At 66.7% G+C, this 21,447-nt stretch carries 20 protein-coding genes, 1 tRNA gene and 1 pseudogene; 9 read left to right on the forward strand and 13 right to left on the reverse strand.

The features are described from left to right. Positions 1-69 precede the first annotated feature (69 nt). A pseudogene (locus CAURIS_RS05565) lies at positions 70-252 on the forward strand (IS1249 family transposase); the annotation flags it as partial. Between the two features lie 115 nt (positions 253-367). On the opposite strand, the gene CAURIS_RS05570 reads toward CAURIS_RS05565, so the two are convergent. Together CAURIS_RS05570 and CAURIS_RS05575 are read right to left on the reverse strand one after the other, a co-directional pair. Further along, positions 368-441: transfer RNA gene (locus CAURIS_RS05570), tRNA-Pro, on the reverse strand. A 104-nt stretch (positions 442-545) separates the two neighbouring features. Continuing rightward, entirely contained in the window at positions 546-1,709 is a 1,164-nt protein-coding gene (locus CAURIS_RS05575; RefSeq protein WP_290343214.1) for a bifunctional alpha/beta hydrolase/OsmC family protein, read from the reverse strand. Between the two features lie 135 nt (positions 1,710-1,844). On the opposite strand from CAURIS_RS05575, the gene secA2 reads away from it, so the two are divergent. From secA2 to CAURIS_RS05600, 5 genes are all read left to right on the forward strand, one after another. Beyond that, the gene (gene secA2 / locus CAURIS_RS05580; RefSeq protein ID WP_290343215.1) at positions 1,845-4,136 is read left to right on the forward strand and encodes an accessory Sec system translocase SecA2; all 2,292 of its coding nucleotides are present in this window, start codon (positions 1,845-1,847) and stop codon (positions 4,134-4,136) included. 135 nt (positions 4,137-4,271) lie between these two features. Next, a complete protein-coding gene (gene odhI / locus CAURIS_RS05585; RefSeq protein ID WP_290343216.1) occupies positions 4,272-4,700 on the forward strand; it encodes an oxoglutarate dehydrogenase inhibitor Odhl in 429 nt (142 codons plus the stop codon). A gap of 95 nt (positions 4,701-4,795) precedes the next feature. After that, positions 4,796-5,545 carry a transcriptional regulator FtsR gene (ftsR, locus tag CAURIS_RS05590; protein ID WP_290343217.1) on the forward strand — a complete coding sequence of 250 codons (750 nt, stop codon included), beginning with the start codon at positions 4,796-4,798 and terminating at the stop codon, positions 5,543-5,545. A gap of 10 nt (positions 5,546-5,555) precedes the next feature. Further along, positions 5,556-6,104 (forward strand): bifunctional nuclease family protein, encoded by a 549-nt coding sequence (locus CAURIS_RS05595; RefSeq protein WP_290343218.1) that lies wholly within the window; start codon positions 5,556-5,558, stop codon positions 6,102-6,104. Positions 6,105-6,220: 116 nt separating this feature from the next. Further along, positions 6,221-6,793: a MerR family transcriptional regulator gene (locus tag CAURIS_RS05600; protein ID WP_290343219.1), complete on the forward strand. Its 573-nt coding sequence runs from the start codon at positions 6,221-6,223 to the stop codon at positions 6,791-6,793. A 14-nt stretch (positions 6,794-6,807) separates the two neighbouring features. Here CAURIS_RS05600 and CAURIS_RS05605 read toward each other — a convergent pair whose 3' ends face one another. The 6 genes from CAURIS_RS05605 to gnd are packed head-to-tail and all read right to left on the reverse strand — an operon-like array spanning position 6,808 to position 14,356. Further along, positions 6,808-8,208: a vWA domain-containing protein gene (locus CAURIS_RS05605; RefSeq protein WP_290343220.1), complete on the reverse strand. Its 1,401-nt coding sequence runs from the start codon at positions 8,206-8,208 to the stop codon at positions 6,808-6,810. Positions 8,209-8,233: 25 nt separating this feature from the next. Next, positions 8,234-9,112, reverse strand: a complete 879-nt coding sequence (locus tag CAURIS_RS05610; protein WP_290343221.1) for a 3-methyladenine DNA glycosylase — start codon at positions 9,110-9,112, stop codon at positions 8,234-8,236. After that, positions 9,113-10,177: a hemolysin family protein gene (locus tag CAURIS_RS05615; protein ID WP_290343222.1), complete on the reverse strand. Its 1,065-nt coding sequence runs from the start codon at positions 10,175-10,177 to the stop codon at positions 9,113-9,115. Next, positions 10,174-11,556 (reverse strand): hemolysin family protein, encoded by a 1,383-nt coding sequence (locus tag CAURIS_RS05620; protein WP_290343223.1) that lies wholly within the window; start codon positions 11,554-11,556, stop codon positions 10,174-10,176. Before CAURIS_RS05620 ends, CAURIS_RS05615 begins: the two co-directional genes overlap by 4 nt. Before the next feature lie 30 nt (positions 11,557-11,586). Beyond that, positions 11,587-12,849, reverse strand: coding sequence for a DEAD/DEAH box helicase (locus CAURIS_RS05625; RefSeq protein ID WP_290343224.1), 1,263 nt, complete (start codon positions 12,847-12,849; stop codon positions 11,587-11,589). Positions 12,850-12,880: 31 nt separating this feature from the next. Continuing rightward, positions 12,881-14,356 (reverse strand): NADP-dependent phosphogluconate dehydrogenase, encoded by a 1,476-nt coding sequence (gene gnd, locus CAURIS_RS05630; protein ID WP_435384031.1) that lies wholly within the window; start codon positions 14,354-14,356, stop codon positions 12,881-12,883. Positions 14,357-14,385: 29 nt separating this feature from the next. Between gnd and CAURIS_RS05635 the strand changes: the two genes are divergently transcribed. Further along, positions 14,386-14,823 (forward strand): PaaI family thioesterase, encoded by a 438-nt coding sequence (locus CAURIS_RS05635; protein ID WP_290343226.1) that lies wholly within the window; start codon positions 14,386-14,388, stop codon positions 14,821-14,823. A 3-nt stretch (positions 14,824-14,826) separates the two neighbouring features. Here CAURIS_RS05635 and CAURIS_RS05640 read toward each other — a convergent pair whose 3' ends face one another. Next, positions 14,827-15,900: a magnesium and cobalt transport protein CorA gene (locus CAURIS_RS05640; RefSeq protein WP_290343227.1), complete on the reverse strand. Its 1,074-nt coding sequence runs from the start codon at positions 15,898-15,900 to the stop codon at positions 14,827-14,829. A 123-nt stretch (positions 15,901-16,023) separates the two neighbouring features. Next, the gene (locus CAURIS_RS05645; RefSeq protein WP_290343228.1) at positions 16,024-17,424 is read right to left on the reverse strand and encodes an NAD(P)/FAD-dependent oxidoreductase; all 1,401 of its coding nucleotides are present in this window, start codon (positions 17,422-17,424) and stop codon (positions 16,024-16,026) included. 129 nt (positions 17,425-17,553) lie between these two features. On the opposite strand from CAURIS_RS05645, the gene CAURIS_RS05650 reads away from it, so the two are divergent. Further along, positions 17,554-18,861, forward strand: coding sequence for a class I SAM-dependent methyltransferase (locus tag CAURIS_RS05650; protein ID WP_290343229.1), 1,308 nt, complete (start codon positions 17,554-17,556; stop codon positions 18,859-18,861). Between the two features lie 51 nt (positions 18,862-18,912). Here the strand turns inward: CAURIS_RS05650 and CAURIS_RS05655 are convergent, their stop codons facing one another. Beyond that, the gene (locus CAURIS_RS05655) at positions 18,913-19,605 is read right to left on the reverse strand and encodes a YceI family protein (RefSeq protein ID WP_290343230.1); all 693 of its coding nucleotides are present in this window, start codon (positions 19,603-19,605) and stop codon (positions 18,913-18,915) included. Beyond that, entirely contained in the window at positions 19,602-19,940 is a 339-nt protein-coding gene (locus CAURIS_RS05660; protein ID WP_435384032.1) for a hypothetical protein, read from the reverse strand. The genes CAURIS_RS05655 and CAURIS_RS05660 overlap by 4 nt, the downstream gene beginning before the upstream one ends. 122 nt (positions 19,941-20,062) lie before the next feature. On the opposite strand from CAURIS_RS05660, the gene CAURIS_RS05665 reads away from it, so the two are divergent. Beyond that, a complete protein-coding gene (locus CAURIS_RS05665) occupies positions 20,063-20,437 on the forward strand; it encodes an RNA polymerase-binding protein RbpA (RefSeq protein WP_290343231.1) in 375 nt (124 codons plus the stop codon). 38 nt (positions 20,438-20,475) lie between these two features. Here CAURIS_RS05665 and CAURIS_RS05670 read toward each other — a convergent pair whose 3' ends face one another. Further along, entirely contained in the window at positions 20,476-21,447 is a 972-nt protein-coding gene (locus CAURIS_RS05670; RefSeq protein ID WP_290343232.1) for a polyprenol monophosphomannose synthase, read from the reverse strand.

A 21,447-nucleotide genomic window follows, 5' to 3' on the forward strand; every position in this document is an offset into this window, starting at 1 on the left:
CCCGGGTTTAATGGAGGGCAGGGCTCTTTTTCCACATCCCTACCCTCCATTAAACCCGGGGCAAACCAGCCTGACGATCCTATTGCAATCACCAGGCAGTCCAACTGGGGCCAGGACCAACTTGCCAAAGTTCCAACCCTAACCCGCAACGAGAACCACGCCGACCACGAAACCGGACGACCAGTCCTCTACGACAACGCTATCGACACCGACTACACCCACTCAATCGGCATCCAAAAAGGCCACATCTAACCCCCGCGACACGCCGGAGCCAGACACACATTTTGTGTTTAACCCAGAGCCCAGCCCCGGATTCCCTCTTAGGCAAAAAACCCCGCTCCGAGGAGCGGGGCCTGAGTGCTCTGCGTCGGGCTAACAGGATTTGAACCTGCGACCCCTACACCCCCAGTGTAGTGCGCTACCAAACTGCGCCATAGCCCGTGTACGTTGAGCGCGTGGGGCGCTCGCGGTAACTTGGATAGATTACATCACGCGCCTGCGATAGCGGAAATCGTCAGGTCACGGCGGAAAAATGGGGGAGTAAGTTACACCAGTGTGGTTTCGATGCTGGCCGCGCCGATGAAGGTGTCCACGCGGGAGCAGCCGGCGGCCTCGAGGAGCTGGGCGCGCTCGGCGTCGGAGAGGTCGCCGACGAGGGTGACCTCGCGGGTGAACCGGTTGCCGCCGTGGTGGGTGACGGCGACGCGGACGTCGTCAAGCTTCATGCCTCGGGCCGCCTCGCGGATGGCTTGGGAGGTGGAGACGGCAAGCGCGCTCATGAAAAGCCCGGTGGAGGTCACGCCCTGGCCCCGGCCGCCGGAGTTTTTGGCGCGGTCGGTAGCGATCGCGCGGTTCGAGGTGCGCACGACGTCCCCGAAGCGGGTGCCGCGGGCCGTGTAAGAGATGGCGTTGGTGTCAGTGGTGGGCTCGGGGACGAACTCGGGGTCGATGTACTGCTTCGCCCAGGAACCGATGATGTCGGCCGCGCGCTGCGCGCTGCCCTGTCGGGTGAGCAAATGATCGGCCTTATCCAGGGCCATGAGGGACTTCGGGTAGCGGGTCAGGCGGAAGATCGTCTGCGCGTTGTCGATGCCCACGGTCTGGTCAATGGGGGAGTGGACCAGCAGAAGGGGTGTGCGCAGGGTGGGCAGGTAGGTCTGCGGGTCGGTCTCGGCGAGGTCGAGGAGAAACTCCCGCGAGATTTCCAGCTCGCGCCCGCCGAGGGTGACCACCACGGAGCCGGTGGCGTCGGCCTCCCTGATCTTGTCGGCATAGTGCAGCACCGAGTGTGCCGGGTCGAAGGGGGCGCCGACCGCGGCCACAGCCCTGAGGGACTTTTTCAGCTCGGGGCGGGTGGCGGCCTTTAACGCGGCGGCGCCACCGAGGGAATGGCCAATGAGCAGCTGCGGCGCGCGGTAGTTCTCCGCCAGCCACTGCGCCGCGGCGAGGATGTCGTCGACGTTTTGGCTGAAGCTGGTGTCGCGGAATGCGCCCTCGGACTGGCCCAGGCCGGGAAAATCGAAGCGGAGGGTGGCAATGCCATGTTCGGTGAGCTTTTTGGAGATGCGGGAGGCGCCCGGGGTGTGGCGCGAGCCGGCGAAGCAGTGGGCAAAGATGGCGTAGGCCTCTGCCGGGTGAACGGGCTGGTCGATCGTGCCGGCCATCATGATCCCGGTCGACGACGGGACCTTGACGTTGAGGGAATGCATCTCGGGTGGAACCTCCTGAACAGGCTGCGGGGCCGGTGTACGCCAGTAGAGGATATTGCAGGAGCGCGCGGCGCGGCGACAACGCTGCCGTAAGGTTGGCAGGAAGAGAGTCGCCGACGAAAGGACGAGCGGTTTATGGGTGCCTTTGACTGGTTCTGGAAGGCCATGGGCGCGAGCGCGGAGCGCAACAATAAGGCGTCGAAAAGCATCGTGGGGAAAGCGCACGGGCTGATCGGGGAGTACGAACAGCTTCCCGACGCCGAGCTGGCGGAGGCGATCCGCGCCACGGTGAAAGGCGAGGAGATTGAGGACAAGGCCTCGTTTTTGGCCATTCTCTCGGTCGCGTCGTCCCGCACCCTCGGCATGACACCCTACGAGGTGCAGAACCAGGCCGTGCTGCGGATGCTCGAAGGCGACGTGATCCAGATGGCCACCGGTGAGGGTAAGACGCTCGTGGGAGCGATGACGGCCACGGGCTACGCCCTGACGGGCAAGCGGGTTCACGTCATCACGGTGAACAACTATCTGGCCAGCCGCGACGCCGAGTGGATGCGCCCGCTCGTCGAGTTCTTCGGCCTGAGCGTCGCGGCGGTGATGGAGTCCTCGACGCGCGGGGAGCGCGCCCTCGCTTACCGCTGCGACGTGGTCTACGCCCCGGTTACGGAGATCGGCTTCGACCACTTGCGGGACAACCAGATTACGCACCGCGAGCAGACGGTTCAGGCTAAGGCGCAGGTCGCGCTTGTCGACGAAGCTGACAGCGTACTTGTCGACGAAGCCCTGGTCCCGCTCGTGCTCGCGGGCTCGGAACCCGGCACGCAGGCGACGGGGCGCATCACCGAGGCGGTCTCCCGCCTGAAGGAGGGCGAGGACTACACCGTCGACGCCGAAGGCCGCAACGCCTTCCTCACTGACGAGGGTGCGCGGCGGGTGGAGGCGCTGCTCGGCATCGACTCGCTCTACTCCGACGAGCACATCGGCGACACGCTGGTTCGCGTGAACCTCGCGCTACACGCCAAGGCGCTGCTGATCCGGGACGTCCACTACATCGTGGAGGAGGGCAAGGTCGCGCTTGTCGACGCCTCACGCGGCCGCGTCGCTGAGCTCCAGCGCTGGCCCGATGGGCTCCAGGCCGCCGTCGAGGCGAAGGAGGGCCTGGCGGTCTCCGAGGGCGGGCGGATCCTCGACTCGATCACTCTTCAGGCCCTCATGCGCCGCTACCCCCGGGTGACCGGCATGACGGGCACAGCGGTGGAGGCGACCGACCAGCTGCGCTCCTTCTACGGGCTGCACGTCTCCGTCATCGACCGGGCGAGAACGCTGCGCCGCTTCGACGAAGCGGACCGGATCTACGCCACCATGGAGGAGAAAAACGCCGCAATTGTCGAGGAGATCGTGCACCTGCACTCCACGGGGCAGCCGGTCCTGGTGGGCACGCACGACGTCGCCGAGTCGGAGGCGCTGGCCGCAGCGCTCGAGCGCCGCGGGGTGCACGCCAACGTACTCAACGCGAAAAATGACAGGCACGAGGCGCGCATCATCGCCGAGGCCGGCGACCTTGGCCGCGTGACGGTGTCCACTCAGATGGCCGGTCGCGGCACGGACATTCGCCTTGGCGGGGCGGATGAGTCCGAGCACGACGAGGTCGCCGAGCGCGGCGGCTTGGCCGTCATCGGCACGGCGCGCCACCGCACCGCGCGGCTGGACAATCAGCTGCGTGGGCGCGCGGGCCGGCAGGGGGACCCCGGGCTGAGCGTGTTTTTCGTCTCGCTGGAGGATGATATCGTCACCAGCGGCGGGGCGGGAGAGCAGGTCACCGCGCACCCGGGGGAGGACGGGCGCATCGAGTCGGACCGGGTGCAGGGCTTCGTGGAGCACTGCCAGCGCGTTACCGAAGGACAGCTGCTGGAAATTCATTCGCAGACGTGGAAGTACAACAAGCTGCTCGCGGACCACCGCGACATCCTCGACGAGCGCCGCGCCCGCCTGCTGGACACGGACACCGCCTGGCGGGAGCTGGCCAAGCGCAGCCCCGAGCGCGCCGCTTCCCTGAACGAACTGCCCGCACAAACGCGCGAGCAGGCCGCCCGCGAGATCATGCTCTTTCACCTCGACGCGGAGTGGTCGGAGCACCTGGCTCTCATGGACGACGTCCGCGAGTCCATCCACCTGCGCGCCATTGCGCGCGAGACTCCGATCGACGAGTACCACCGCATTGCCGTGCGAGAGTTCAAGGACCTGGCCAACCGCGCCGTCGACCACGCCGTAGAGAGCTTCGAGACAGTGCTTATCGACGCCGACGGGGCGCACTTGGAGGACGCGGGGTGGAAGCGCCCGAGCGCGACGTGGACCTACATGGTCTCCGACAACCCCTTGGCGGGCTCCGGGAACTCCTTCATCACCGGGGTGGCGAATATTTTTCGGTAATCGGCTGGCCTGCCCGCCGCGCGCTAAGCTGCATGTAGGCCGTAACAATCTGCCTTTGTTCCCCGAGGCGGGGGCCGATCGCTAGTATGGCTAACAGTTGATTTGAAAATCCCTCGACAGCGTCAGGAGAAGTTCATGAGCGAAAACACTGGTACGCCGGAGAATCAAGTAGAAACCACTTCGGTGTTCCGTGCAGACCTGCTGAAGGAAATGGAGTCGGGCGCCGCCTCCTCCGACGCTGTAGGGGGTGCGGATAACCTGCCCGAGGGTGCCGCGCTTCTCGTGGTCAAGCGCGGCCCGAACGCGGGTTCCCGCTTCCTTCTGGACCAGGACACCACCACCGCCGGCCGCCACCCGGACGCCGACATCTTCCTCGACGATGTCACCGTTTCCCGGCGCCACGCGGAGTTCCGCCGCAACGAAGGCGGCTTCGAGGTCGTCGATGTCGGCTCCCTCAACGGCACCTACGTCAACCGCGAACCGCGCAACTCCCAGGCGCTGTCGAGCGGTGACGAGATTCAGATCGGCAAATTCCGCCTCGTCTTCATTGCCGCTACCGCCTAACCGGTAGCTGGCGTTCGTGCCCGCGGCGGGCGGCTATTCCCGCCCGCCAGGGCAGTACATGTTTCGCCCACCTTAGTAGAAAACCGAGCACCACCGTGAGCGCAATTCGCAAGACCTCCCCGCAGCAGCCTGCCGCGCGCGCGGGCGCAAAGACCACCGCCAAGACCATGTCCATCGGCGTCGTGCTAAACCGCTTGCGCGAGGAGTTCCCGGACGTCACGGTGTCCAAGATCCGCTTCCTCGAGTCTGAGGGGCTGATCACCCCCCAGCGCACGGCCTCGGGCTACCGCCGGTTCACCGACGACGACGTCGAGCGCCTGCGCTACATCTTGGTGACTCAGCGCGATAACTACCTGCCGCTTAAGGTCATCCGCGAGCAGCTCGACGCGATGGACTCCGGCCAGGTCACCGCGATCATGTCCGCGGCGAAGGCCGATCCGATCGTGTCCCCGGAGACCTTCCGTGCTGCTCCGGCGACGCGCTTGACCGACGTCGACTTGGCGCAGCAGGCGAACACCGCCGAGTCCACCGTCGCCGAGCTGGTCAAGGCCGGGTTGCTCACCCCGGACGCGACGGGCCACTTCAGCGCGGACGACGTTCGCGTGGTCACCACCGCCCTCGCGCTTTCCGAGTTCGGCCTGGATACCCGGCACCTGAAGTCGCTGCGGACAGCCGCCGGGCGCCAGGCCGATCTGATCTCGCAGGTCGTCGAGCCGGTGGCAAAGTCGCGTACGGCGGGGGCGAAACAGAAGGCGGAGGAGATCGGCCACCAGATGACTGCGCTGGTGGTGTCCCTGCACGCAGACCTCGTGAAAAACGAGCTGCGCCGCCGACTCGACAGCTAGGAGGTCACTTATGGTTCCCATCAGTGTGACCGGGGTATTCCCGCTCGGGCCGGAGAACTTCCTCTGTGCCCTTCTCCACGCGCCTGATCAGGGCCGCTTCCTTCCTGTGTGGCTGCCGCCCGTCGAGGGCGCGCAGCTTCTCGCTCGGCTGAGCGGGGCCAGCCCCAGCCGCCCGGGCACCCACGACGTCCTCGGCGACGTGATCGCCCAGTCCGGGCGAGGGGTGAACGCAATCGAGATCTCGAGCTACTACAACGGCGTGTTCATGGCCACCCTGACCCTCGGCGACGGCACAGAATACGACCTGCGCGCTTCCGACGCGCTTGTTTTGGCCGCGGCCTTGGACGAAAGCGTCGAGGTCGACGAGACTGTGCTGGCCCAGGCGGGAGTGCGCATCTCGGCCGCGGACCTGAGTACCTACTTCAACCTGAACATCGACACGGGAGGCGACGCCGCGGAGGGGGACTCCGCGAGCGGCGACGCCGCCGCCGACGCGGAGTTCGAGCAGCTCATGCGCGACCTCGGGGTCGAGGAAGGCGACCTCGGGGAAGAGCAATAACCCTAAACTTCAGGTTGAAACTTCGGCGTGTCGCGGTATCCTGGCCTTGACCCCGGCTTAAGCTTGGCATTTAATAGGAAACAGCGCGCACCGCAGAACTTCACGGGAGTAATTACGTGAGCAACGACACCCCCCACCTCAGCACCGGGTCCGCCGAGGCCGTCCAAGAGACGCTTTTCGACGTCGGACCCTCCGACATCGTCGGATACCGCGTCCCCATTGCCTGCCAGGTGGCCGGCATCACCTACCGCCAGCTCGACTACTGGGCGCGCACCAATCTCGTGCGCCCCTCCATCCGCGGCGCGCGCGGTTCCGGCTCGCAGCGTTTGTACTCCTTCAAGGATCTGCTGGTGCTGAAGATCGTGAAGGGCTTGCTCGATACCGGCATCTCCCTGCAGAACATCCGGCTGGCCGTCGACAAGCTTCGCGACCGCGGAGTGAACGACATCGCCGAGATCACGCTCGTCTCTGACGGGACCACGGTGTACGAATGCCGCAGCAACGAGGACATCATCGACCTGCTGAGCGGGGGTCAGGGCGTCTTCGGTATCGCGGTGCCGCAGATCATGCGTGACCTGACCGGCAGCATCTCCGCTTTCCCGGCCGAGCGCGTCTCGGAGGGTACCTCCGAGGACAACGTCATCGGCCTCGACGAGCTGGCCGCGCGCCGCCGCCGCAAGTCCTCCTAGCGGCGGCCCGGCCGTTACTGGCCCACGACCTCGGCGACTGCCTGGCCAAGACCAGCCTCATCCGGGGAGGCGCTCACCGCTTCCGCGACCTCGGCAACCGCCGGGTCCTGCTCGTTGGGGCCAACGTGGACGACAGAGATCCGCGCGTTATCCCCGGTGGCCTCGCGCAGGGCGGAGACGAAGGCCTCGTCGTCTGCCGCGTCTGCGGTGCCGGTGGTGATGAGCACGACGCGCACCGGCCCCTGTACTTCCGCGGCGTAGCCGACGGCGGCGCTCAGCGCCTCGCGGGTGTTGGGCTGCCCGCCGATGCCGAAGCGGCCAGCTGCCGTGGCTACGGCTTCCGCGTCGGGTCCGAGCATGACGTTTTCGCGGTAGCTTTGCTGCACGCCCGGGTTGAGGGGGCTGGAGTAGTTCCACAGCCCAACGCTATGCCCGTTGCCCGCGACTTCCCGTGCAGCGTTGCCGATGGACTCGGCAGCGGCCGGAAGGAAGGGGGCCATCGCCTCGGAGGTGTCCAGCAAGAATAGAGTGCTCACCATCTCGGGGGCCGCCGCCGGGTCCTCCTCGGCGGGCTGCTGTTCGTCCGCTGGCTCCGCGGCTTCTGGCGGGACGGCTGCCTCCCACACAGTATCCGCGATCTCAGGCTGGTCGGCCCCGTCCCCGGCGAAGCCCTCGGCGGAGAAGCGGGCGAAATCCTGCCCTGCGCGAGACTGGTCCTCGCTGACCCCGTCGGCCTGGTTCAGGGGCAAAGCGGCGAAGAGGACGGAGCCGCCGAGCTCGGTGAAGGCCCATCCGGCGGGCGTTCCGTCGCGGGTGGTGGCGGCGTAGCGTTCGTCGTTGAGCACATCTTCCGCGGCACCGACGCGCTGGTTGCGCAGCGCATCGGCCGCCTCGTCGGCGTTGGGGGCGAGCTCAGTAGCCACGGCCGCCGATACGGCGGGCTCGCCGTCTGTGGGGAAGGCGACCTGCTGCAGTGCGACGTCCGCGGGGGCAACCTCTTCCTCCGAGGCGACACCGACGGGTTGCGAGGCAACGGGCTCCGGGTCCGAGACGGAAACGCTGCGCCCGGCCTGCGAGAGGATTTCAGCGGTGGCGGGGGAGTCGGAGCCGACGTAAACGGCGGCCTCGGCAGCGTCGGCGACGAGCAGGGGAGTGACGCAGAAGTCTCGAACGACGGGCTGCGAGGCGGCGTAAGCATCGGTGAGGGTGCGCGCCACTGCTTCGTCGGAGGCGGCAACGGGCAGTTCGAGCTCTCCGGCGACGCAGTCCGGCTCCTCGGGCTCGGCGTTATCCGATCCCGGGCTCGCGGCGACGTACCAGATCGCGACCGCGATCACGAGCACGACGATGACGAGCACCGCGATCACGCTCCGGGACAGGGAGTAGTTGTTAGTGCCGTCAGAATGCCGACCCATGCGGGAACCACCTCGAATAATGTTGCTACTTTGCCTTCTCAGCCATCTTATCTGCCAACACGGCGTCGAGGAGCGAGAGCAGGCGCTGGCGCAGCGGCTGCGCCCGGCGGCTGAGCTGGCGTTGGCGGTGCACGTACTCGGCTTTGCCCTCGGGCGTTTCGATGGGCACGACGCCGAAGCCGAGGCCCCGGCAGTCGTAGGGGGAGGCCTCCATGTCGAGTGCGCGCGCCCGGGCGGCCAGCTCGAAGCAGTCGAGCAGCAGCTCCCCGGGGACCGCGGGGCCGGCCTTGGCCGCCCATTTGTACAGATCCATCGTCACGTGGACGCACCCGGGTTGGTCGTGCTCTGCCTGGCTTTCGCGGGTGAGCACGGTCAGATTCAGTGGTCGGGCGGCCGGGGTGAAGAAGCGGTAGGCGTCAATGTGGCTGCACTTGAGCTGGTGCGATTCCACCACGGCGTCGGTCCCGTCGGGCCCCAGGCGCAGCGGGAGCCCGTGACGCGGCGCGCCCGCGCGGTACACCATCGCCCACTCGTGCAGCCCAAAACAATCGAAGTGCGGCTGCGACGCGCCGATGCGCGCCACGAGGTCACGCACGCGCCGCAGGTCCTCGCCTCGCTTCGCGATGAGCTCATCCGCAGCGAGGCGGGCCGTTCCATGCTTATCGACGTCAAAATAGCGCCGCTCGCCGAACTCCGCGGCGTCCTCGAGGTCGACTCCGAACCCGGGTTGCCAGCGCTTTAAGTGGCCAGGGCGCAACCTGTAGTAGTCAAAGAGGAAATCCCACACGGGGTGTACCTCGCCTGCGCTGCGCCGCGCAAGGTGGGGGTCTACCCAGCGCCGGGCGCGCTCGGTGTGCTCGGACTGAGCGCGCCGCCACTGCTGTCTGGTCAGCGTGGTTGCCACTTAGGCGCCCTCGTGAGTCCAGTCGGACACCGTGCCCACATACTCTTCGATGATGTCCTCCAAAGCGAGGACGCCGACCAGTTCGCCGCCGTCGCGGACCTGCGCCATGTGCGCGGAGCGCCGGTGCATGGAGGTCAGCGCGTCGTCGAGGCTGCCGGCCCCGTCGACGATACTCAGGGAGCGGATGCGGGAGGTGGGGATGAGCGGGTCGTGATTGCCTTCATCGGCCCCGGCCGCCATGAGGTCGAGGATGTCCTTGACGTGAATGTAGCCGACCAAAACGCTTGCGGAACGCTCGACGGGGAAGCGCGAAAAGCCGGTCTCGCGCACCGCCTGCTCAATGGTCGACAGCGGGACGCCGCGCCCAGAGTAGGGGATGGTCTTCAGCTTATCCAGCGGGATCATCACCTCTTTGAGGCTGCGCGAGTCGGAGCGTAGCGCCTTGGCCAGGCGGACGGTCTCTTCGGCGTCGAGAAGCCCCTCCTTGCGCGACTCCTGAATCATGGAGGCGAGTTGCTCCTGATCCACCGTGGACTCGAGCTCGTCGCGCTGCTCGATGCCGAAGGCCGCGAGGGTCTTGTTGGCGACCCAGTTGAGGAACTCGATCACCGGGCGGGTGAGCTTCACCCACGCGCTCATAACTGGGGTGAGTACGAGAGCGAGGCGCTCCGGGCCGGCGATAGCGATGTTCTTGGGCACCATTTCGCCGAACAGGATGTGCAGGTACGAGATGAGACCGAGGGCGATGACAAAGGAGATCGGGTGGAGGAGGTCCGGCGGAAGGCCAAGCGCGGCGAACGGCACTTCGACGTAGCGGGCCACGGCGGGCTCAGCGACCTTGCCGAGGACCAGGGAGGCGATGGTAATGCCGAACTGGGCACCTGCGAGATACGTCGTGAGGTGCTCGATCGCGACAATTACCCGCTCGGCCTCCTTCTTGCCCTGCGCGAGCAGGGACTCGAGGCGGTCACGGCGCGAGGAGATGAGGGCGAATTCCGAGGCCACGAAGAATGCGTTCATGGCTAGGAGCAAAACGATCAGGAGGATGGCGAGGCCGATGCTCATTCTTGCTCTCCTTCCTGGGCCGGGTGCGACACGGGGGTGAGGATGACCTTGTCCACGCGGCGGTCGTCCATGACGGAGACGTGGGCGAGCCAGCGGCCCGCGTTGGCGGAGGTGAAGGACTCTCGAAGTGTCGCGTGATCCTCCGGCAGCAGCACCTTATCTCCGACACGCGGGATGCGCCCGAGCGTGGAAACCACCAGGCCACCGAGCGTCTCGTACGGCCCGTCAGGCGCGGTGTAGGACGTCCTTTCGCTCACCTCGTCGAGGCGTACGAGACCGGAGACCTCCCAGGAGGAGCCGAAGCGCTGGAAGTCCCGCTCCGAGTCCCTGTCGTCGTACTCGTCGTACACCTCGCCGAGGATCTCCTCGACCACGTCCTCGATGGTCACCAGGCCCTGCGTGCCGCCGTACTCATCCGCGACGAGCACGACCTGGGAGCCAGCGGAACGCACGCGATTGAGCACCGCGTCGCCGTCGAGCGTGCCCGGCACGAAAAGGACGGGGCGGGCCAGGTCGGCGAGGCGGGTGGTCGAGCGCAGGTGAGCGTCGATGGAAAAGGCGTCCTTGATGTGGACTACGCCAACGGTGTCGTCGAGGTCACCGCGGCGCACGGGGAAGCGCGAGTATCCCGTCTCACGCGCCATCTCGATGAGGTCGGCAACGGTGTCCTCGACGTCCAGGGATTCGATCTTGGAGCGCGGCGTCATCACCTCCTCGGCGGTCGTCTCGCCGAACTGGAGGGAGCGGTCGATCACGCGGGCGGTTTGGGCGTCCAAGCCACCCGCCTCCGCGGAGCTGCGCACCATCGCGCCGAGCTCCTGGCCGGAGCGGGCTGAGGTCAGCTCGTCCGCCGGCTCGAAGCCGAGCTTGCGCACGAACCAGTTAGCGGAGGTATTCATCCCGCGGATAAACCACGCGAAGATCGTGTTGAAGACGTTGACTGGGGGGACCACGAGGCGCGCGATGTGCAGCGGCTCAGCGATGGCGGCGTTTTTGGGCACGAGCTCGCCGAACACCATGGACAAAAACGTCGCGATCACGAGTGCGATGACCAGCGCGACCGCCGAGGAAGCCTGCTCGTTGAGGCCCACTAGTTCCAGCAGGGGGGTGAAAAAGGACCCGAGCACGGGCTCGGCGAGGTAACCGGCCGCGAGGGTGGAGACGGTGATGCCCAGCTGCGCGCCGGAGAGCACGAACGACAGGTTCGCGTGGTCGCGCGCGACAGCTTTCGCCGTCTTGTCCCCCTTGGAGCGCACGTGCGACTCGATGGTGGAGCGCTCCAGCCCGGTCATGGAAAACTCGATGGCCACGAAGAGGCCGGTGGAGGCCGTCAGCACGACAAAGCCGAGCAGAGCGAGGATCGATAAAACTATGTCCATGTAAGTGTGGTGTCCTTCGTGGGCGGTTTCCTACCGCCCGCGGCCCTTGTGTTGTCGGCGGGTTCGACGGGGCCGACGCTTCGCACCCGCGGCGACCGGACTGGGCTGCCCGGGCGGCGGAAGCGGCGGCCCCGCAGGAACACGCGCTCCTGTGATTCTAGCCAAGGCCTCGGAATCGGGGGTGACGCGTACGCTCTCGGCGTCCACGCCCGCCCTGCGCAGCAGCTGAGCGACCTCGCCGCGCTGCTCGTCCATGGCCAGGGTGACCACGGTGCCCGAGGTACCCGCGCGCGCCGTACGCCCGGCGCGGTGCAGGTAGGCCTTGTGCTCGGCGGGCGGGTCGACGTGCACCACGAGCGAAACACCACCGATATCGATGCCACGCGCGGCGATGTCGGTGGCCACGAGGACGGGCGTCGACCCCGAGGTGAAGCCCTCGATGGCGCGGGTTCGCGCCCCCTGGCCCTTATCCCCGTGCAGGCCCTGGGCGTCAACTCCCACGCGCCGCAGCTTCTTCACCTGCCTGTCCACCCCGTGCTTGGTGCGCATGAACATGATGGTGCGGCCCTCGCGCGCTCCGATCCGCAGCACCACCTCGTTGCGGCTCTCCCGGTCGCCGACCTCTAGCACGTAGTGCTCCATCGTGTCCACGGAGGCTTCGACAGGGGCCGTCGAGTGGGTCACCGGGTCGTGCATATAGGCCTTAACGAGCTTTTCGACGTCCCCATCGAGCGTTGCGGAAAACAGCATCCTTTGGCCGTCGTCGGGCGTGCGATCGAGCAACTTGCGCACCTGGGGGAGAAAGCCCATGTCCGCCATCTGATCGGCCTCGTCGAGCGCGGTGACCTCGATGCCTCCGAGGTCGAGCTTCTTCTGGTTGATGAGGTCCTCGGCGCGGCCCGGGGTGGCCACCAGCAGGTCAACCGGCGCGGCGAGCGCCCGGATGTGGTGGTTGATGTTCACGCCGCCGACGACGTCGATGACGCGCAGTCCGAGCGTGGCGGCCGGCTCGGTGAGCCTTTCGCGGATCTGCGCGGCCAGCTCGCGCGTCGGGGCGAGCACGAGACCGCGCGGGCGGCCGGGCCTGGAGGGTGCGCCGGAGAGGCGGGCGAGCATGGGGAGCCCGAACGTGAAGGTCTTGCCCGAGCCCGTCGGACCTCGCCCGAGGACGTCCCGGCCCGCGAGGGCGTCGGGGATGGCTGCCTCCTGGATGGGAAAGGCGTCCGTGATTCCCTGGTTGCGCAGCACGCGGACGATGGGCTGGGGCAGGCCGAGCTCGGCGAAAGAGGTCATTGGCGGCAGTGTACCCGCCGCCGGGGCCGAATCAGTATTCCAGCTCCTCGCGGTCGCCCGACCACGCCGTGTGGAAGGTGCCTTCCATGTCGATGCGCCTGTACGTGTGGGCGCCGAAGAAGTCGCGCTGGCCCTGGATCAGCGCCGCGGGCAGGCGCTGCGCGCGAAGCGAGTCGTAGTAGGACAGCGAGGAAGCGAACACCGGCACCGGCAGGCCGAGCTGCGTGGCGGCGACGACGACGCGGCGCCACGAGTCCACCAGGCCGTCCAACTCGGACTTGAAGTAGGGGTCGAGAAGCAGCGAAGGTAGCTCCGGCTGCTTGTCGTAGGCCTCGGTGATGCGGTTGAGGAACTTCGCGCGGATGATGCAGCCGCCACGCCAGATCCGGGCCAGGTCGCCCGGGTTGATGGCCCACCCGTGCTCCTGGGAGCCGGCGTTGATCTCGTCGAAACCCTGGGCGTAGGCGACGAGCTTGGAGGCGTAGAGAGCGCGGCGGATGTCCTCGGTGAACCCGGCTGCGTCGATGCCGAGTTCCCCGAGGGTGCGCAGCGTTCCGGACGGCAGGCCTTCGTCCTGGGCGGCCTGGCGCTGCGCGAGCGCGGACGACAAGGCGCGCGCGAAGACGGCTTCGCCGATCCCGGTGACCGGTACCCCGAGGTCGAGTGCCTCCTTCACCGTCCAGCGCCCGGTCCCTTTCTGGCCCGCAGCGTCGAGGATGATGTCGATGAAGGGCTTGCCGGAGCGGCGATCCACCTGGCGCAGGACCTCAGCGGTGATTTCGATGAGGTAGGAATCGAGGTCCCCCTCGTTCCACTCGGCGAAGACGTCGGCGATGGCTTCCGGTTCCAGCCCGGCCGCGTAGCGCAGCAGGTGGTAGGCCTCGCTGATGACCTGCATGTCGGCGTACTCAATGCCGTTGTGGACCATCTTGACGAAGTGGCCGGCGCCGTCGGGGCCGATGTGGGTCACGCACGGCACGCCGTCGACCTTGGCGGAGATGTCTTCGAGCAGGGGGCCGAGGGTTTCCCAGGACTCGGCCGGGCCGCCCGGCATAATGGAGGGCCCGGTCAGCGCACCCTCCTCGCCGCCGGAGATGCCCGCCCCGACGAAGTTCAGACCGCGCGCGGCGATTTCGCGCTCGCGGCGGATCGTGTCGCTAAACAACGCGTTGCCGCCGTCGACGATGATGTCGCCTTCCTCCATCGCTTCCGCGAGCTGTTCGATGACAGCGTCGGTTGCCGGACCAGCCTGCACCATGATGATGGCCTTGCGGGGACGCTCGAGCGAGGCGACGAATTCTTCGATACTTTCGGTCGCGATGAAAGAGCCCTCCGCGCCGTGCTGGTCTACGACGGCCCGGGTCTTTTCGGGGGAGCGGTTGTACAGGGCCACTGTGTGCCCCTTGGACGCGAAGTTGCGGGCCAGGTTCGAGCCCATGACGGCCATGCCGACCACGCCGATCTGCGCCAAGGAAGAGGTCTGTGAGGGATCTGTCATGGCCCTCATACTACGCAGCGCGGTTAGAATCGCGGGGCATGCAGACCAAATACGGAAAAGAAGTGCTGGACACCCCCTTGAGCGATGGGGAGCTCGCCGCGCTGCGGGAGGTGGACTCCGGGTTCTCCCGGACGATCGGGCTCACTATCACACACGTCTCCGCGAAGCGGGTCGAAGGCCACATCGACATCGGCCCGCAACACCACCAGCCGATGGGCTTGGCCAACGGCGGGGTAATGGCGAGCATTGGCGAGACGCTGGGCTCGATCGGTGCCGTCGCCGCGGCCGGCGCCCCTGCGGTGGGAATGAGCAACAGCACCGACTTCCTGCGCAGCGTGAAAAGCGGCCGTCTCGAGGCCGTCGCCCAGCCCGTGCACGTCGGTTCCTCGACGCACCTGTGGCGCATCGAGATGCACCACGAGGGAAAGCTGGTGGCGCTGACGCACCTGAAACTGATGATCCTGCGCCAGCGTTAGGCGTTAAAGCCAGTTGTTGCGGCGGAACCACCAGTACATCAGGGCCATGACTGTGGCCATGGTCAATAGCACCGCCGGGTAACCCCAGCGCCAGTCAAGCTCGGGCATGTTGGTGAAGTTCATGCCGTAGATACCCGCGATCATCGTCGGTGCCGCCGCCATGCCCACCACCGCGGAGATCGTGCGCATGTCGCTGTTTTGCTGCATGGTGACCTTGGCCACGGAGGCGTCGAGAAGCGAAGAAAGCCTTTCGTCGAACCCGGAGACGTGGTCGCTGACGATCATGGCGTTGCCCTGCACGTCGCGGAAGTAGGAGCGCAGCGTCTTGCGCAGCAGGTCCTTGTTGTTGGTCATGCCGCCGCGCAGCGCCGGGCCGAGCGGGTCGATGGCGTGGCGCATCTCCAAAATCTCGCGCTTGTACATGTAGATCTTGTCGATGTTGATGGACTTGTTCGGGGTGAAGACTTCGTTTTCGAGCTCGTCGACGTCCTTGTTCAGCGCCTGGGTGACGCGCAGGTAGTTGTCCACGATGTAGTCGGCCACCTTCCACGCCACGGCGGAGGGGCCGAGGACGGCGAGCTCCTCGTCCTCCTCGAGCTGGGAGGACAAATCCGGCAGGGGAGCGTTGTGGCGGATGGTGATGGCGAAGTTCGGCCCGATCACCACCTGCACCTCGCCGGTGGAGATGATCTCGCGGGCGTCCTGCACCTCCTCGTCGTCGCGGTACTGGACGGAGCGGATGACCAGGAACAGCTGGTCGTCGTAGCGCTCGAACTTGGGTCGCTGGTGGGCGGTGACCACGTCGTCGACGATGAGGTCGTGCAGGTCGAAGATGTCGCGCAGCCTGTCCATCTGCGCCCTCGTGGGTTCCCGCAAGGACAGCCACACGAAGGCGTTTTCGTGTTCCTGGGCCATTTCGAGGGCATGGGAGATGCGGGCCTCGCCCGGCAGGCGCTTGCCGTCCACGAACACGCGGCAAAAATCCGTTGAGCGCTCGACGGGGACGGGCACGTTGGGCTGGGAGGAGTCCGCGGGGCGCTTCGCGCGCTGCTTCGACAGCGGGATCAATGGCGGCATGGTGGTGTTCCTCCCTTCTTCGAGGCGCGGGCTGCGCCTGACAAAAGCCGTTGAGAATACTACGCGCTATGCGCGAAAAACCCGGGTTCGCGCGCGGCGAACCCGGGTCAGGGGAGCGGGGGACTAGTTCTCGCCGTTGGTGTCACGAACCTCGGGCAGCTTCTCCTCGTCCTCGGAGGTGCGCTCACGCAGCTTGTCCAGCGCGGTGCGCGCGTGCATCTCCTGCAGGCTCGTCGCCAGGTTGTAGCGCTTCGGCGAGAGCGCGTTGAGCGTCCAGGTGAACATGGACACGAGGCGGTTGCGGGCGCTGACCAGGAAGGACACGTGCACGGCGAGCCACATGAACCAACCGATCAGGCCCGTGATCTCGACCTTGCCCATCTTCACCACTGCGTTGAAGCGGGAGACAATCGCCATGGAGCCCTTGTCGAAGTACTCAAACGCGTCGCGGTCTTCGGGGGCGACCTCGTGCTCGACCTGCTCGCTGATGATCTTGCCCACGTACTCGCCGGACTGGATGGCCACCTGGGCCACTCCCGGCAGGCCGTCGCGGTTCATCATGTCGCCGATGATGAAGACGTTGGACTTGTCGGCGACGGTGAGGTCCTCGTTCACCGGTACCTTGCCGTTGCGCTCGGCTTCGACGCCGACCTGGTCGGCGATGATCTTGCCCAGCGGGGAGGCCTGCACACCAGCGGACCAAATCTTGGTCTCGGCGGGGATGGTGGTTTCCTCGTCGGTGTTGGTGTCCTTGTACGTCACGGACTTTTCGTCGATGTCGGAGACCATCGCGTTGAGGATGACGGTCACGCCCTTCTTCTCGAGCTCGCGCTGGCCCTTCTTGCCCAGACGCTTACCGAAGGGGGGAAGGACCTGCGGTGCGGCATCGACAAGCACGATCTTCGCCTGCGACGGCACGAAGTTGTTGTACTGGCCGTCGAAGGAACGGTGCGCCATCTCCGCGATCTGGCCGGCGAGCTCCACACCGGTCGGGCCAGCGCCGACGACGACGAAGGTGAGGAAGCGCTCGCGCTCCTCGGCCGTCTGCGCGACCTCGGCGCGCTCGAAGGCGCTGATGAGGCGGCCGCGGATCTCGAGGGCGTTGTCCAGCGTCTTCAGGCCGGGCGCGTACTGGGCGAAGTGGTCGTTGCCGAAGTAGGACTGGCCTGCACCAGCGGCGACGATGAGGGAGTCGTACTCGACGTCCTGGGAGAACTCGCCTTCCTCGAAGGTCACTGTCTGGGCCTCGACGTCGATTCCGGTGACGTCGCCGCGCACGATGTTGACGTTCTCCTGGCTGGCGAGGATCTGCCGCACGGAGGCTGCGATCTCGCCCGTGGACAGCAGGCCGGTGGCGACTTGGTAGAGGAGGGGAGCGAAAAGGTGGTGGTTTGTGCGGTTAATCAGCGTGATGTCGACGTCGGCGTTCGCGAGCTCGCGCGCGGCGAACATGCCGCCGAAGCCCGCGCCGATGATCACTACGTGGTGGCGGTTACCTGCGGGTCGAAGGGCTGAATCAGCCATTGTTTTCGTCTCCTTGAGATACTAGGTTTGTATTACCCACCCCATGATACGCGTCACCTCTTAAACGTCTATCGGGGCGTTCGCCGTGGCGCGCCCGCGGGAGCCGCTCAGGCGTTTAATCTGTGGGGCGTGGTTCCCGCACGCTCGCCTCAGTCTCACCTTGATTTCGTTGACGCCGAATCCTGGCCCGGCGTTGTCTCCGTGCCCTCTGGGCGGGCTGCGAAGATCGGTGCGCGCCGCGCGGAGGCGCGGTTCGCTCGGGCGTGCGCGAAGGCGGGGATCGAGCTCGACCCGGCTGCCGGGGCGCAGGTAGTCGTCGAGCGCCCCGAAGTCTTCCGCCGGATCTGGGAGAGCGGTTGGGTCGGCTTGGCCGAGGGGTTTATGGCCGGGGAGTGGTCGACATCCAACTCGGATGCCCTGGTCGAGGCGTTGGCGGCACTGATCCGCGCTGGATACCGGCCGAAGACGCGCACCGCTTTGCAGCCCGGCCAGGGCGGCGACGTCCCGCCTGCGCTGGTGCAGCACTACGCGGGCGACGGCATGAGCGGGTTCGCCGGCCACTTTGCCACCGGCGTGCCCACGAAGGAGCGCGTCGCGGTTGCATCGCACGTGCGGGGGGCGGGCAGAGGGGCGGACGCCGCGACACATTTCGTGGACGTCACAACAATTGGTGCGCCGCTCGATGCCGAGCGCGCGGATTTGGGCCACGCGCAGGCCCGCTCCGTGGATATGCTGTTGGATGCCGTGCGGGCGCGGCCGGGCACGCACCTCGCGGAGTACCCGGCTTCGGGCGGGGCCGTGGCGATCGCGGCCGCGCGGCGCGGGGCAACGGTCGACACCATCGCCGCCAGTGACGCGGTTGCTACCGCGATACAGGAGCGCGTCACCTTCGCCGGGGCCGGGGGCGCCGCGATTCGCGTGGAGGGTGATACCGCGGCAGGGCTGCGCCGGCGCGGGTCCTACGACGCCGTCGTGTCCGTGGAACGCCTCGAGGCGCTGGCCCCACGCGAGAAGGGGCCGTACCTCGCCGCGCTGGGCGCGCTCATCCACCCGGGCGGTCGCGTTGCCCTGCAGAGCCTCATGCGCACCGCGGACTACTCGGCTGCGGCCGACGCGGCGCTGGAATCGCTCCGCGCGTACGTTTGGCCCGGGCTGAGCTTCACGACGCCCACAGAGCTCGCAACCCTCGTCGACCGCCAGACGGACCTCCGCGTTATCGCGCAGTCGCACGCGCCGGAGCACGTCGCGCGCTCGCTGCGGCTGCAACGGCACACCTTCGACGCGCACCTGCGGGAGGCCGCCGCCGACGGGTTCGACGCCGTGTACCGGCGTCTGTGGCAGTGGCAGTTCGCGCTGCGCGAGGCGCTGGCGGGGCTGGGCATGCTGGACCTGGTTCAGGTCACGCTCGTGCCGCGCTCGAGGCGGGGGCGCAGGTAGTCAGGAACTACTTGACATAATGTACATTATCGGACAAATGGCGGGAGGGGATTAACCCGCCTTTTCCAGCTTGACGCGGATGTTGACCTCGCCCTCGTCCGCGATCTTCGCCGCAACGAACTCCGGGGTCTCCACGCCGTAGTCGGTACGCGTGATCGGAATGTCGCCGGCGACCACCACGTTGTCGCCCGTGCGTGCGACGTTAAACTCGTGCGTCACCGGGTTGGTCACACCGCGGATGGTCAGCGCGCCCGTGAGCTCCACGGGCGCCACGCTGCCGTCCTCCGGAACGTGCGTGACGTCGACCGGTTCGGTGAGCTCAAAGGTGGCCACTGGGAACTCGTCCGTGTGCAGGATCTTGCGCCGCACGTTGTTGTCGCGCACGTCGCTGTCGGTCGACAGCGTCGCCATATCCACGACGATCTCGCCCGCGGTCAGCGTGCCGCCCTCGACTGTGACAAAGCCGTCAACCTCGCGTGTCGAACCCGAGGTCACCTTGCGTTCGGCCGGAAGGATCTCGAAGAAGGTGAACCCGGCGGACGTCTGGTTCGGCCCCGGCGTGGTGGATACGTCCCACGTGCCGTCGATACCCGTGCTCGCGGCCTGCAGGCTGGACTCGTTGATTCCTTCCGTCTTGATCCCGGCTCCGCCGCGGACGAGCGAGATGACCATCGGGACGATCGCGAGGCTGGCCAGCACCACGATGGCGACGGTGCCGAGGACGATGACGGGCGTGCGTTTCACCTGAGCTTCTCCAAACTTCTGGCTATCTCGACTAATTCGTCACATAGGTGACGAATTTCTGTTGGGCTGGCGCCCTCCGCGTGCGCGGTGGCTATGTCTTCTGCCGCGCACCTTAACTCAAAAAGTCTATCCCGCATACGCCCCGCCCGGTCCGGGTGCAGGATCACGGCGTTGTCCGGGATGCCCGTGCCGCTCACACCGTTGCGCTGCTCGTAGGCGCGCTGCTTGCACGATTCGCTGCAGTACTTCCGGCGCCGACCCCTCCCCTTCTGCTCGGGAAGCTCAGCGCCGCACCACTGGCAGGTGGCCGCGGGCGCGGCGCCGGAGATGTCCACACAGCACAGAGTAGCGGGCCGGGGTGCCGGGAACAAAGCCCGCGGCGGCGCCGTTATACTGACGCAATATATTGTCGCCGAGATACTCGGGCGACTGCTACACGAAGGAAGGGATAAATAGCATGGCTGATCGTGTCCTGCGCGGTAGCCGGATGGGCGCCGTGAGCTACGAGACGGACCGTGACCACGATCTCGCCCCCCGCCAGATGGCGAAGTACCGCACCCCAAACGGCGAGGTGTTCGACGTCCCCTTCGCAGACGACGCCGAGATCCCCGAAGAATGGATGTGCAAGAACGGCCAGGTAGGCACCCTTATCGAGGGTGATGGCGTAGAAGCCAAACCCGTGAAGCCGCCGCGCACCCACTGGGACATGCTGCGCGAACGCCGCACGATCGAGGAGCTCGACGAGCTGCTTGAGGAGCGCCTCGAGCAGCTGCGCAAGCGCCGTCGCACCGCCGCGCGCATAGCGAAGGAACAGGAAGCGCAGAAGAAATAAGGAAAGCCCGGACTACGCGGTCCGGGCTTTTTCGTGCCTTACTTCCCAGAGGTGCCCACGCGGACGGCCTCGCGGATGAACTCCACGGCCGTATCGGCAGCCCGCGCGGCACGGCGCGGGATCGCGCTCACCCCCGAGCGCTTCAGCTCGTGGCCGGCCAGCTTGGCGCCCTCCAGGACCATGTTCACCCCAGTCTCGGTGACGTCGCCGACGACCCTGCGGGTCTTCCACAGGCCCGACTGGTCAACCTCGTGGCGCAGCAACTTGCCCGTTTCCCTGGCGAGTTCGCGCAGGAAGGCGGACTGCCTCTCGGCGCCCCACTTGGTCACCTCGAGGAGAGACTCGCTGGCGAAGCTTGAGTCGAGTTTGGACTGGCCCAGCTGCCGGTCGACGAAGGTGATGGGCACCTCGCGGACGTCGAACTCCGCCTCCAGCGCCTTGCGGATCATGTCGACCTGGAAAATGTAGCCCTTGGTGGACAGAGCGCTGAGGTCAATCGACTCGAGCACCTCGCGGCGAAACGCCCGGTAGCCAGCGGTCATGTCCTCGACGTCGTCGCCCAGGGCCAGCGATATGTAGCGGTTGCCCCACTTGGAAAGCATGTAGCGCTCCCGCGGCCAGTTGTCCACCTGCCCGCCTTCGACGTAGCGCGAACCGATGACCACGTCTGCGCCAGCCTCGATCTCGCCGAGAAGCAGCTCGAGCTCCTCGGGGGCGTGCGAACCATCTGCATCCATCTGGCAGATGACCTCGTAATCGCGCTCGAGGGCCCATTCGAAGCCCTCGCGGTAGGCGGCGAGGAGGCCCTCCTTGTTCCCGCGGTGGAGCACGTGAACCTCAGGGTGGGCGCCGGCGAGCTCGTCGGCCTTGGCGCCGGTGCCGTCCGGGGAGTTGTCGTCGACCACGAGGACGTCCACCTCCGGCGTTGAGCTGAGGACCCTGTCGACGATGAGCGGGAGGTTGTCCACCTCGTTATAGGTGGGAATGATCACCACAGTGGTGTTGGCCAC

It is taken from the genome of Corynebacterium auris, assembly GCF_030408575.1.
Taxonomy (GTDB): domain Bacteria; phylum Actinomycetota; class Actinomycetes; order Mycobacteriales; family Mycobacteriaceae; genus Corynebacterium; species Corynebacterium auris.